Raw genomic sequence first — 13,701 nt, forward strand, 5'->3', positions numbered from 1 at the left:
CCGCGCCGATGCCGCTGGAGGCGCCGGTGACGATGGCGCGTTTGCCGGAAAGCCTGCCGTTCCGCGATTCGTGCACGCTGCTTCTTCCCTTGTTCAGACGAGGCCGGTTGAGATGTTGCGCATCACGCCGACGCCTTCTTCGTCGTGCGCGTGCGGTTGCGTTGCAGATTCGCCAGCGAATCGGCGATCACGCCATGCATGACCTTGCGTGCGACGTCGGGCTGCTGGCGGCGGATCGCCTCGAGAATCTTCTTGTGCTGCGGCAGCGAATACTTGAAGTTGTTCGCATTGCGCGCGGACAGCACGAAATAGGTTCCAAGCGCCGTTTCGACCACCGAGAACAGCGACTGCAGCAGTTCGTTGCGCGTCGCCTGCAGCACCGCGTCGTGGAACTGCAGGTCTGCCTCCGCCCATTCGTCCAGCGTCGCCGCCGCTTCCATCGCCGCATAGGCCTTCTCGATCTCGGCCAGTTGCGCAGGCGTGCGCTTGCGCGCCGCCGACGCGGCGGCGGCCGGCTCGACGATCTCGCGCATTTCCACGAGCTTGTCGACGAAGTCGTCGGCCGGCATCGACGCGCAGCGCCAAGTCAGCACGTCGGCGTCGAGCTGATTCCAGAAACGCTCCTCGAGCACGCGCGCGCCGACGCCGGCGCGCGATTCGATCAGGCCCTTGGCCGAGAGCACCTTCATCGCTTCACGCAAGGCTGTGCGGCTCACATGCAGACTTTCCGCAAGTGTTTCCTCGCGCGGCAGCACGTCGCCAGGCTGGACCTGGCCGCTGACGATGCGCTGCCCCAGCTCGTGCATCACGTGGCCGTAGAGATTGCGCACTGCGCTCTGCTTCCTCATCAAATTCTCCTTAGCTTGCATTCCGCATCACCGCTCGTTGCGGCGGGCCGACGATCGACTTTGTCATACTATAATAATTTTGTTGAGCCTTTGCCAAGCGACGAAATTTTCCGAGCCGCGTCAACCACCCGCCTTGTTGCTCACCTTCCGTTGTGCGATGCGGTATCCGACTCCGAAAACTCCCCGCGCGACGCGTCGTCGAAATCGGTCTTCAAGTATGCTTGCAAGATCATCATACAATATGTTTAAATGATCAATACTAGAAGTATACAAAACCGGGAGGGCTGCGAATGCGGGAGCAACTGGCACCGTTTGCGTTGAGTCTGTGCGTGCTTGCCGGCGCGGCAAATGCGGCCGAAGCAAGACGCGAATCCTTCGGCGTGCTGGCCGACGGCAGCAAGGTCGAAGCGGTCGTGCTCGACAACGGGCGCGGCGCGATCGCGCGGATCATCACGTTCGGCGCGAGCCTGCAGTCGTTGAGCGTGCCCGATCGCAACGGCAAGAGCGCCAACATCGCGCTCGGCCATGCCGCCCTCGATGGTTACGTGAAGAAGCCGCAGTACTTCGGCTCGACGGTCGGCCGCTACGCCAACCGCATCGCCAACGGCCGCTTCGACATGGACGGCCATACATATCAGTTGTCGACCAACGAAAAAACCAACTCGCTGCACGGCGGCGAGCGCGGCCTCGACAAGGTGTTGTGGAACATCGCCGAGATCAAGCACGACGCCACTTCGGCCAGCGTGAGCCTCAGCTACGTCAGCCCCGACGGCGAAATGGGTTATCCGGGCAAGCTGTCGATCACGGCCACCTACACGCTGGCCGCGAACAATCGCCTGACCATCGACTACCGCGCGGCGACGGACAAGCCGACCATCGTCAACCTGAGCAATCACGCGTACTGGAATCTGTCCGGCGAAGGCTTGGGTTCGGTGATGGACCAGCGCCTGATGATCGCGGCCGACGCCTATCTGCCGGTCGATGAAAAGCTGATTCCGAGCGGCGAGATCCGCAGCGTCGCCGGTACGGTGTTCGACTTCCGCCAGGCCAAGCCGATCGGCCGCGACATCCGTCACGGCGATGAGGCGCAACTGCTGATCGGCCACGGCTACGACCACAACTTCGTCGTCGGCCGCGACGTGGCGAGTGCTCCGCGCGTGGTGGCACGCGTGGAAGATCCGGCATCGGGGCGCGTGCTGACCCTGCTTTCCGCGCAACCGGGCCTGCAGTTCTACTCGGGCAACTTCCTCGATGGCACAACGATCGGCACGGGTGGTCATGTCTACCGCCAGGGCGATGCGTTCGTGCTCGAACCGCAGTTGTTTCCGGATACGCCCAATCATCCCGCGTTCGGCTCGGCGCGGCTGGAGCCGGGCAAGGAGTATCGCAACGTCATCGTCTACGAATTCTCGACCGCGGCCACGCCGCTGTCGCATTGATCGCGCGAGCCACGGAGAACCCATGAAACGTGCATTGTCGATATTGGTCGTGGCGCTGCTGGCGCTGCAGCCGTTGCACGCAGCGGAGAGCACAACGCGCTGGCCCGAAGCGAAGGCGAAGACGTGGTATGCACAGCAGCGCTGGATTCTCGGCGCCAACTACCTGCCGGCCAACGCGATCAACGAGCTGGAGATGTGGCAGGCCGACACGTTCGATCCGGCGCGCATCGATCTCGAACTCGGCTGGGCGCAGGGACTCGGCATGAACACGATGCGCGTGTTCCTGCACGACCTGCTCTGGCAGCAGGACGCGGCCGGATTCAAGCAGCGCATCGACCAGTTTCTCGCGATCGCTGCGAAGCACGGCATCAAACCGATCTTCGTGCTGTTCGATTCGTGCTGGGACCCGGAGCCGAAACTCGGCCCACAGCATCCGCCGATTCCGGGCGTGCACAACTCGGGCTGGGTACAGAGCCCCGGCGTCGCACTCGCCGATCCGGCGCAATACCCGCGCCTCGAACGCTACGTGAAGGACATCGTCGGCAGCTTCGCTGATGACAAGCGCGTGCTTGCCTGGGATGTGTGGAACGAGCCCGACAACGAAGGCGGCGGCCACTACCAGGCGCGTGAGCCGAAGCACAAGAACGAGCTGGTCGCCAAGCTCCTGCCGCAGGTGTTCGCCTGGGCGCGCAGCGCGTCGCCGTCGCAGCCGCTGACGAGCGGCGTGTGGCACGACGACGACTGGTCCGACACGGCCAGGCTCAACGCGGTGGAACGCACGCAGCTCGAGCAGTCGGACGTGATCAGCTTCCACAACTACGACTGGCCCGAGCAGTTCGCCGCGCGTGCGCGCCAGCTCGAAAAATACGGACGCCCGCTGATCTGCACCGAATACATGGCGCGCGGCAACGGCTCGACCATCGACGGCGTGCTGCCACTGGCGAAGAAGCTCGATATCGGCATGGTCAACTGGGGCTTCGTCGACGGCAAGGAGCAGACACGCTATCCCTGGGATTCGTGGGAGCGACCGTACACACTGCAGCAGCCACCGCTGTGGTTCCACGACGTGTTGCACACGGACGGCACGCCGTATCGCCAGCGCGAAGTCGACATCCTGCGCGCGTTGAGCAGCGCGCCGCGCGGCGGCGTGCCTGCCGCTGCTCAGGCATTTCCAACAGACAACAACAAAGATCGCGGCCACCAGCGTTGAGCGACGGGCCGCGGCACCCACAAACAACAAGATTTCCTTGGGAGGACAAGGCAATATGAATCGTATTCGCACACGAACGACCCTGCTCGCCGCGATGATCGCGACGGCGCTCATGCAGGCACATGCCGCCGATGTCACACCGGCGGCAAACCCATCGGATTCGACGAGCGCCGCGGACCAGGCCGCGACCAACGATGCCGGCAAGCCGAAGAAAGCCGCCACGGCGACCAACGCCGACCCGCAGCAGGCGGTGCGACTGTCCGAAGTGACGGTGACGCCGTTGCGCGAAAGCCTGCAGAGCGCGCAGACGCTCAAGCAGGATGCGCGCGGCGTGGTCGACGCGATCGTCGCCGAAGACATCGGCAAACTGCCCGACAACAGCGTCGCGGACGCGATCCAACGCATTACCGGCGTGCAGGTGGCGCAGGGCTTCCAGGGCGAGACGACGGGCGTGGTCGTACGCGGCCTGCCGAACGTGATCACGACGCTCAACGGCCGCGAGATCTTCAGCGGCGTCGGCCGTTCCTTCGCATTCCAGAATCTGCCGGCCACCGCGGTGAAGGCGATCGCGGTGTACAAGACCAGCGACGCGAGCCTGCCCGACGGCGGCATTGCCGGTGTGGTCGACATGCAGCTATTCCGACCGTTCGATTTCGAAGGCAGCAAGGTCGCCGCCACGCTGACGGAAACGCACAGCAAGTACGGCGGCCACACCGATCCGACCGCAAGCCTGCTGCTCAGCAATCGCTGGCAGACCGACGTCGGCGAAGTCGGTGCGCTGGTCAATTTCAGCTATATGGGCCTGCACTACGACTACAACGCGGTCTGGGGCGATTTCCCGACCGTGCTCAAGGATGCCTCCGGCAACCCGATGCGCACCTCGGACGGCAAGTTGATTGCTTCGCCAAACGGCTTCGGCGCGGACTACAACATCGGCGACCGCAAGCGTCCGGAGCTCAACTATGCCCTGCAGTGGAAGCTCAACGACAGCACGGAGGTGTATGCGGAAGGGCTCTACACCTGGGTCAGCGACAACTACAACCAGCCGTTCTACTTCAGCTTCCCGGTCGGAGCGATCACGCCGACCAACGTGACCGTCACCAACCACTGTTACGCCGACCAACTCGCGGGTCAGTATTACGGCCAGACCATCTGCGATGCCGCCAGCGGTACCTGGTCGGGCAACAACTACGCGGCGACGAGCACGCAGGCGCACGAGGAATGGGGCCACGACATCCAGAACTCGATCGGCGTGAAGTGGCACGGCGACCGGCTGCGCCTCTCTTCCGACCTGTCGCAGAACCTGACCTCGTTCCACCTGCAGAACTTCATCATCGACACGTTCCTGAAGGCGCCGATCACCACCGTCTGGAGTGGTACCGGCGGACAGCAGCAGAACTGGACGATCGGCAACAACCTGCAACTCGATCCCGCCAACTACTATCTCAACGGTTTGTTCCAGACCTGGAACACGCAACAGGCCAAGCAGACCGCATGGCGCGCCGACGGTAACTACGACATCGGTTCGTCCTTCTTCCAGTACGTGGATTTCGGTCTGCGCTACGCCGATCACAAGGCGACGTATCACGGCAGCACGGAAATCTCGACACCGCCGCCCGGCGGCACCGGCGACGTGCCGGCCAATCCGAATCCGGCCAACCAGGTCGTCGCGCGTTTCCCGAAGGGCTATTTCTGCAATATGCCGACGACCGACGCGATTCCGGTGTCCTGGCTCACCGGCTGCTACGACTATCTGATCAACAATGCAGACGCACTGCGCACGCTCTACGGTCTGCCGACCGGTCTCGCGCCGGAGAATCCGGGCCGTTTCTACAACATCGGCGAGAAATCGCTGGCCGGTTACTTCCAGGTTGCCTACGGCAACGAGTTGCTCGGCATGCCGTTCGACGGCCTGGTCGGCATTCGTGCGGAACGGGTCAAGCGCAATCTCGACGCGTTCTCCTATGACAGTTCGACCAATACTTACTCGCCGCTTTCCGTCTCGACCAGTGCGCCGGTCTATTTGCCGAACGCCAGCTTCAACTGGCATTTCCGCGACGACCTGCAACTTCGCCTGGCCGCGGCGAGGACGCTGACGTATCCGGACTTCGGCGCACTCAATCCGTCGATCTCGCTGACGCCGGGCACGATCAACCGCGCCGGCTATGCGAGCAGCGGCAACCCGAACCTGACGCCGATCCGCTCGAAGAATTTCGACGCATCGCTGGAATGGTACTTTGCGCCCTCCGGCTATCTCAGCGCCGGCGGCTTCTATCGCGACATCAACGGCTACATCCAAACCTATGTCACAAATGTCACGATCAACGGCGCGGCGTACCAGCTGTCGTCGCCGCAAAGCGCGGGTTCCGGCCATCTCAGCGGCATGGAACTCGCTTATCAGCAGTTCTTCGATTTCCTGCCCGGCGCGTTGAGCGGACTCGGCGTACAGGTCAACTACACGCGGGTCAACGGCTCGACGAAATCGCCACAGTCGATCGGCGGCCCCACCATCGTCACGCCGCTGCAAAACGTTTCCAAGAACAATGGCAATGTCGTTCTGATGTACGAGAAGTACGGCATCTCGGCGCGACTGGCCTACAACTACCGCAGTCGTTACATCGACTTCTTCACGCAGCCGACGGTAGCCGGCATCAACGACGAAGTGAAGCCGGCCAACCAGCTCGACCTGTCGCTCGGCTACGACGTGAACAAGAACCTCACTGTCGTGTTCAACGCCAGCAACATCCTCGGCGCCAACCTGCACCAGTTCTGGGGCGACGGCGATACGCGGCCGCGCGACATCCGCTACCAGGATCGCACGGTCGGCTTGGGACTGCGCCTGAAACTCTGATCTCCACCGACGGCCCGCGGCGAAGGATTGTCCGGGCTCTTTTTCGGGGCGCGGGTTCAAGCGAGCATGCGCCCCTGACATTCACAATCCAGCGAGGGCTCTTTTATGACCGGTTCGAGATCCGATTCGGCAGTGTCGATCGCCTTGGCTTTTTTTCTGATCCTCGCCTGCTGCCTATGCGCCGCCTGTGCGCACGGCGCCAGCGGGACATTGCTGCAGGGAGGCACGCTGTATCCGCGCGTCGTGCGTCTGGCGCATGGGGCGCCCGCATCGAATGGCCAGCTCATTGCGAGCACGAATGGCGTGATCTTCAGGAGCACCGACAACGGTGCGAGCTGGACCCAGCTCGGCACCGTGCCGACCGCGGCCGGCAGCACCGAGCGTTGTTGCGCCACACTGTACGAGATGCCGCAGACGGTCGGCTCGCTCGCCGTAGGCACGCTGCTGTCCTCGGCGTCGTACCTCTACGGCAGCACACCCGCCATCGAGGTATACATCAGCACCGACCAGGGAGTGACCTGGTCGTATCACAGCATGCCCGTAATCGGCGGCGACACCAACGGCCCGCACGGTTTGTGGGAACCGGAATTCGAAGTCGCCAGCGATGGCGCACTCGTGATGTTCTGGTCCGACGAAACCGATCCGTGCTGCAGCCAGAAGCTCGCGCAGATCCGCACCTACAACGGCACAGGCTGGCAGAACCAGACCGACACGGTGCGCAGCACGATCCAGGCCGATCGTCCGGGCATGGTCACGGTCAGCAAGCTGCCGAACGGTCATTTCTTCATGACCTACGAGTTGTGCGGGCCGGCCGCATGCACGGTGTTCTCGCGCGTTTCGACCGACGGCTGGAACTTCGGCGATCCCACCAACGTGGGGACGAAGGTACAGACCGCGAGCGGCCAGTATCTCGAACACACGCCGCTGAACAAATGGAGTCCGTCGGTATTGTCGAGCAACGGCGCGATCGTGCTGACCGGCCAGATCGTCTACGACGCCAACGGCAGCGTATCGGCGTCGAACGGCTCGGTGCTGTTCGTCAACACCAACGTGGACGGCGCGGGCAGCTGGTACACGATCAACGCGCCGGTGCACGTGCCGAACCCGTACGACAACTACTGCCCGAACTATTCCTCGGCACTGCTGCCGGCCACGGACGGATCGAGCATCCTCGAACTCGCCTCCGACTACAACAACGGCGTATGCAACACGTATTTCGCCAGCGAGAAATGGAACCAGCTGCCCACCGACGGCGCGACCTATGTGTTGCGCAGCGTGCGCGCGTCGGGCCTTTGCCTGGACAATGCCGGCTGGTCGACGCAGAACAACACCAGCGCCGATCTTTGGGATTGCACGGGTTATCCGGTGCAGAACTGGACGACGCACGCGCATGGCGGCGGCTACTTCGCCCTGCAGAATCAGGCTACCGGACTGTGCCTGGACGACACCGGCGGCAGCGCCACGCCGGGCAATCTGGTCACGCTATGGGGCTGCGCCAACAACGCCAACCAGAACTGGATGTTCATCGACCTCGGCAACGGCAGTTACAAGCTGATGAGCCAGGCATCCGGTTCGCTGATGCTCGATGATCCGCAAGGCTCAACCACACACGGCACCCAATTGCAGATCTGGACCGACAACGGCCTCTCGCCGCAACAATGGACGTTGCAGCAACTGCCGCCCGATGGTGCAACCTACTCAGTGCACAGCGTGCAGGCGCCGAATCTGTGTCTGGACGATACTGGTTGGGGAACGACGAACAATACCAGCGCCGAACTGTGGGACTGCAACGGCCTGTCCGTGCAGAACTGGACCGCGCATGCAAAAGGCGGCGGCTGGTACAGCCTGCAGAATCAGTATTCCGGGCTGTGCCTGGACAACACCGGCGGCAGCACAACGCCGGGCAACCTCGTCACGCTGTGGGGCTGCGCCAACAACGCCAACCAGAACTGGATGATCATGCCGATCGGCAACGGCAGCTTCAAATTGATGAATCAGGCCTCGGGTTCGTTGATGCTCGACGATCCGAACGGTTCGACCACGCACGGCACGCAACTGAGGATCTGGACCGACAACGGCTTGCCGCCGCAGCAATGGACTTTCATTCCCTAGTCGATGCAAATGCTCGCTGCGGGGCGCAACTTTCGAGAATGGTAGGGACGGCGAAATGAAGTCTTGTTCGATTCGCGATGAAAGAGGAGTTTCGCTTCGACGCAGGCTACTGCTTGCGACAGGCATCTTTCTTCTGTCGAGCATTGCTTCTGCAGGGTCATTCTCACCCGGTCTCGGGAAAGTATTGTTTGCCCCTGACACGAGCCATCATCCAGATGAGACTGCCGGTTATCCGCGCGTCATCCGGCTTTCGCATGCAGAGAGCGCGAACGGAACACTGCTCGCCACCTTTGCTCGCTCCGGCGTGCCCGGCGAGACAGCGAACATGCCGATCTATCGTTCGACAGACAGCGGCAAGACGTGGTCGGCGCAGCCGATCGGCGTTGTTCGCGACACGGTGCATGGCTGGGACATCGAAGCACCTGCCCTGTTCGAGCTTCCGGCCGCACAAGGGGATCTTCCCGCCGGCACGCTGTTCGCCGCAGGAACCGCGTGGATGCGCAAGGACTTCCGCCAGCAGTCGATGGAAGTGTTCGTCAGTCGCGATGGCGGCGCGAACTGGACTTATCGCAGCAGTTGCGCGACCGAAGCGCTGCAAGTGAACAACGAAGGCCACGGCATCTGGGAACCGTTTTTCGCCATCACGGCCGACGGCAGCCTCAATTGCTTTTTTTCCGACGAGCGCCCTTCGGCCGACGGTTTCGCCCAGGTCATCGCCCATGTGCGCAGCACCGATGGCGGCGCGACCTGGGGCCCGGAAATCTTCGACGTAGCCATTCGCGATGGTCTCGCGCGACCGGGCATGCCGACCGTAATCCGGCTTCGCGACGGCCGCTACGCCATGAGCTTCGAGAACTGCCAGGCCGGCGCGGATGCCAATCATGTCTGTACGGTGTATCTGAAAACCTCGCCCGACGGACAGGACTGGACGCCGCTCTCCGCGCTCGGCGCACCGATTGCGACCGCGGACGGCAAGCGCTTCCTGCATACACCGACCATTGCCTGGACGCCCTACGGCGGAAGCAACGGCATGTTGATCGCGAGTGGACAACGCGTTGTCAGCGGGCCGGAAGGACACGTGACGATCGAACCGGAGTCGGGCAGGGTCCTGATGATCAACACCGAACTCGGCGCGGGACCATGGCATCCGATCGAGGCACCGATGCTCATCGATCCGACCGGCGGCTACGGTCCGAGTGAGACGGGTTGCCCCGGCTACAGTTCACCTCTGCTCGCCTCGAACGAATCCAAAGATCCAACCGTACTGATGCTGGCAGGTACAGCCACGACCAATGGCAAATGCGATATCCGATACGGTCTTGCGAAATTGCCGCGCGCGCATTGACGCCATGAATATAGAAAATACTCGGCGTGTACCCTCGTCTCGACATTCGGACCGAAGGGTATCGAGCAGCGTCTATCGATGGTCAGGTCGGATAAGAATCCTCCTCTTCGGTTTTCTGAGTCTCGCCGCGATGGAAGTCGAGAGTGCTGCGGCTCGACATCCGGAACCGTTGCTGCCCTCCGGTCCCGATCCATGGGTCGTCGCCCACGATGGCATCTACTACTACATGCACACGCTCGGCGATCGCATCGCGCTTTGGAAGACCACCGACATGACGCAGCTTGGCAAGGCGAAGCCGGTCGTCGTCTGGCGTGCGCCGCCGAGCGGCGAGAATTCGGCATCGATCTGGGCACCAGAGCTACACTTCCTCGACGGCAAGTGGTGGCTGTACTACACCGCCGCCGACAAAGTGCACGACGATGATGCGCATCGTTATGTGTTCGTGCTCGAAAACGATTCTCCGGACCCGACCACCGGACAATGGATCGACAAGGGCAAGCTGCAGACAAAACACAGCGGCATCGACGGCACCGTGTTCGAACATCGCGGCAAGCTCTACTTCGTCTACTCCGCTTACGTCGACGACCACAGCGATTTGATCGTTGCGCCGATGCTCAATCCTTGGACTTTGTCGGACAGACAAGTCGATATCGCGGCTCCGACCTACATGTGGGAAATGCAGGGTGGCCGCAAGATTCTCGAAGCCCCAGAGTTTCTCGAAGGTCCCACAGGCAAAGTATTTCTTTCGTATTCCGCCAGCGCCTGCTGGTCGGATCACTACGCGTTGGGATTGCTGAGTGCGGATGGCGCGGCCGATCTTGCCGATCCGGCATCGTGGACCAAGTCGCCGCAGCCGGTATTCGCCTCATCCGTACGTAACGGCCTGTATGCACCCGGCCACAACGGCTTCTTCAAGTCGCTCGACGGAAAGCAGGACTGGATCATCTTCCACGCCAACGGAGGACCGGGCTGGAAATGCACAAGTCGGCGTGCGCCGTACATGCAGCGGTTCCATTGGGACGCTGCCGGGAAGCCTCTGTTCGGCGAGCCCGGAGATGACGATGCGCCACTGCTGCACAAACGAGATGGCGAGAAAACTTCCGAACATCCACCGTGAACTCGAGACATGAAACTTCTCTTCCTGCTTTTTCTGACCTGGCTGGCGTGCGGCCCTTGTCTTGCGCAAGCGAGTCAGGCGAGCCCCGCACTGGAGTTGTTGGCACGCCGCGTCGACGAGGACGAAAAGAAGCTGTCGGACTGGGCGGAACTTGCGAGGTATCGGAACGACAATGCACATCTACCTGCGCCTCGCCCCGGCGAGAGTCGCGTGGTTTTTCTGGGCGATTCGATCACCGATTTCTGGGGGCGCGGAGTCGAACGCGGAACGTTTTTCCCGGGCAAACCGTATGTCAACCGCGGCATCAGCACGCAGACTACTGCACAGATGCTGGTGCGCTTCCGCGCCGACGTGGCCGCGCTCAAACCACGCGTGGTGGTCATTCTGGCAGGCACGAACGATATCGCCGGCAACACGGGGCCGGCAACGGACGGCATGATCGAGGACAATCTCGCGTCGATGAGCGAGATTGCGCAGGCCAATGGAATCAAAGTCGTACTCTCTTCGCTGCTGCCTGTGAACGACCTTTTCTATCCGAACGAAACCGAGAGCCGTCCGCAGCAGCGCATTCGCGCAATCAATAACTGGCTGCGCGACTACGCGGCGGTCAAGGGGTTCGCATACCTCGACTACTACGGCGTTTTCGTGGATGCCAATGGCCTGATGAAACCCGATCTGTCCAACGACGGACTGCATCCCAATACACGCGGGTACCGGTTGATGGAATCCTTGGCGCAACAGGCGATCGATCAGGCGCTTCGCCATTGATCGTGATGGCGGCCTGAAACGTTCTTTCAGGCCGCTTGCGGAATGGAGAACGGCAGGCATCTCCTGAATCCGCTACCATTCGCCTCCCGAATTCGCCCTGTTGCTTCGCGTGTCCCTGCCGATCGCCAATCCCTGGACGCTGTGCGTCGCGCCGATGATGGATTGGACCGACCGTCATTGCCGCTACTTCCACCGTCTGCTCGCACCGCATGCGCGCCTGTACACCGAGATGGTGACCACGGGCGCGATTGTGCACGGCGATCGCGCGCGTCATCTCGATTTCGACGCGGCCGAGCATCCGCTCGCGCTGCAGCTCGGCGGCCACGAGCCGGGCGAACTCGCCCAGTGCGCGCGCATCGGCGCGGACTGGGGTTACGACGAGATCAATCTCAACGTCGGCTGCCCGTCCGACCGCGTGCAGTCGGGGCGTTTCGGCGCCTGCCTGATGCGCGAGCCGGCGCTTGTCGCCGACTGCGTCGCGGCGATGCGCGCCGTTGTCCCGATTCCGGTGACAGTGAAATGCCGCATCGGCGTCGACGAGCAGGACGACTACGAGGACCTGCACCGTTTCGCCGAGATTCTCGTCGGCGCCGGACTCGAAACGCTGATCGTGCACGCGCGCAAGGCCTGGCTGCATGGCCTGTCGCCGAAGGAGAACCGCGAGATTCCGCCGCTCAACTACGAGCGCGTGTACCGGCTCAAGCAGGAATTCCCGCCGCTCGCGATCATCATCAACGGCGGCATCGTCGACGCGGACGCGGCGCAGGCGCATTGCGCAACGGTCGATGGCGTGATGCTCGGCCGCGCGGCGTATCACGATCCGTTCGTGCTCGCGCGCGGCGAGCAGGCGTTGTTCGGCACGCCGCTGCCCGACCGCGACGAGGTGCTGCAACGCATGCGGCCGTACGTCGAGGCCCACCTCGCCCGCGGCGGCGCGCTCAACCACATCGCGCGGCATATCCTCGGCCTCTATCTCGGCCTGCCCGGCGCGCGCTCATTTCGACGCAGCTTGAGCGAACACATGCACCAGGCCGGTGCCGACTTCCGCGTCATCGAACGGGCCCTTGCCGGTATGAGCGAACATGCACGGGCGGCGTAACGGTTCGCCGCTTTCTGCGGGAGGCGGAACGGTTCCACATGCGACGCCGGCCAGTTCAGGCCCAATTCAATCGAATTTCCCATAGTGGCTATCCCGGCCCCCGAATGGCCCGCCTGCCACCCTCATCTGCGCCAGAAATGAAATTCCGTTTTGCCACGATCGTCCTGCTTGCCGCTTTGGCGCTCTCGTCGCATGATGCCTTGGCCGCACCGCTGAGCATGCAGGAGGCGATCGCCAAGGTGCAGCGCGAAACCGGCGGCAAGGTGCTTTCGGCCGCCGAATCGAAGACGCAGGGCCGCAAGACGATCTACCGCATCAAGGTGCTCACGCGCGACGGCCAGGTTCGGATCGTCGAAGTGCCGGCCGAAAACTAACCCGAGGACTTGACCCCATGCGCGTACTACTGGTCGAAGACGAAGCCCCGTTGCGTGAAACCCTCGCCGCGCGCCTGAAGCGCGACGGTTTCGCCGTGGATACCGCCGCCGACGGCGAGGAAGGCACCTTCCTCGGCCGCGAGGTGCCGTTCGATGTCGCCATCATCGACCTCGGCCTGCCGAAGAAATCGGGCATGGACCTGGTCAAGGACCTGCGCGACGCCGGGCAGAAATACCCCATTCTCATCCTGACCGCGCGTTCGAGCTGGCAGGACAAGGTACAGGGCCTCAAGCACGGTGCCGACGATTACCTGGTCAAACCCTTCCACGTCGAGGAATTGCTTGCGCGCATCAACGCGCTCGTGCGCCGCGCCTCGGGCTGGACCAAGCCGACCCTCGAATGCGGCCCGATCGTGCTCGACACGACCGCGCAGACCGTGCACGTCGCCGGCGCGCCGGCCGACCTGACCAGCTACGAGTACAAGGTGCTCGAATACCTGATGCTGCACGCCGGCGAGCTCGTCTCCAAGGCCGATCT

At 62.7% G+C, this 13,701-nt stretch carries 11 protein-coding genes; 10 read left to right on the forward strand and 1 reads right to left on the reverse strand.

What is annotated here, in order from left to right:
• Positions 1-122 precede the first annotated feature (122 nt).
• Positions 123-848 carry a FadR/GntR family transcriptional regulator gene (locus VF497_RS13315; RefSeq protein ID WP_330889483.1) on the reverse strand — a complete coding sequence of 242 codons (726 nt, stop codon included), beginning with the start codon at positions 846-848 and terminating at the stop codon, positions 123-125.
• Positions 849-1,138: 290 nt separating this feature from the next.
• On the opposite strand from VF497_RS13315, the gene VF497_RS13320 reads away from it, so the two are divergent.
• The 10 genes from VF497_RS13320 to VF497_RS13365 all read left to right on the forward strand — a co-directional run.
• Complete coding sequence (locus VF497_RS13320; protein WP_330889485.1) at positions 1,139-2,287, forward strand: aldose epimerase family protein; 1,149 nt, start codon at positions 1,139-1,141, stop codon at positions 2,285-2,287.
• A gap of 22 nt (positions 2,288-2,309) precedes the next feature.
• Complete coding sequence (locus VF497_RS13325; protein WP_330889487.1) at positions 2,310-3,497, forward strand: cellulase family glycosylhydrolase; 1,188 nt, start codon at positions 2,310-2,312, stop codon at positions 3,495-3,497.
• 55 nt (positions 3,498-3,552) lie between these two features.
• Positions 3,553-6,348, forward strand: coding sequence for a TonB-dependent receptor (locus VF497_RS13330; protein ID WP_330889489.1), 2,796 nt, complete (start codon positions 3,553-3,555; stop codon positions 6,346-6,348).
• A 105-nt stretch (positions 6,349-6,453) separates the two neighbouring features.
• Complete coding sequence (locus VF497_RS13335) at positions 6,454-8,460, forward strand: RICIN domain-containing protein (protein ID WP_330889491.1); 2,007 nt, start codon at positions 6,454-6,456, stop codon at positions 8,458-8,460.
• 325 nt (positions 8,461-8,785) lie between these two features.
• On the forward strand, positions 8,786-9,805 hold the full coding sequence (locus VF497_RS13340; protein WP_414706904.1) for a sialidase family protein: 1,020 nt from the start codon (positions 8,786-8,788) through the stop codon (positions 9,803-9,805).
• 130 nt (positions 9,806-9,935) lie between these two features.
• Positions 9,936-10,922 carry a glycoside hydrolase family 43 protein gene (locus VF497_RS13345; protein WP_330889495.1) on the forward strand — a complete coding sequence of 329 codons (987 nt, stop codon included), beginning with the start codon at positions 9,936-9,938 and terminating at the stop codon, positions 10,920-10,922.
• 9 nt (positions 10,923-10,931) lie between these two features.
• A complete protein-coding gene (locus VF497_RS13350; protein ID WP_330889497.1) occupies positions 10,932-11,690 on the forward strand; it encodes an SGNH/GDSL hydrolase family protein in 759 nt (252 codons plus the stop codon).
• Between the two features lie 109 nt (positions 11,691-11,799).
• On the forward strand, positions 11,800-12,789 hold the full coding sequence (dusA, locus tag VF497_RS13355; protein ID WP_330889499.1) for a tRNA dihydrouridine(20/20a) synthase DusA: 990 nt from the start codon (positions 11,800-11,802) through the stop codon (positions 12,787-12,789).
• A gap of 137 nt (positions 12,790-12,926) precedes the next feature.
• The gene (locus tag VF497_RS13360) at positions 12,927-13,163 is read left to right on the forward strand and encodes a hypothetical protein (protein ID WP_330889501.1); all 237 of its coding nucleotides are present in this window, start codon (positions 12,927-12,929) and stop codon (positions 13,161-13,163) included.
• Between the two features lie 17 nt (positions 13,164-13,180).
• Positions 13,181-13,701, forward strand: a 521-nt coding sequence (locus VF497_RS13365) for a response regulator transcription factor (protein WP_330889503.1), incomplete at its 3' end; no start/stop codon positions are given.

The sequence above is a fragment of the Rudaea sp. genome, from assembly GCF_036383415.1.
GTDB lineage: Bacteria > Pseudomonadota > Gammaproteobacteria > Xanthomonadales > Rhodanobacteraceae > Rudaea.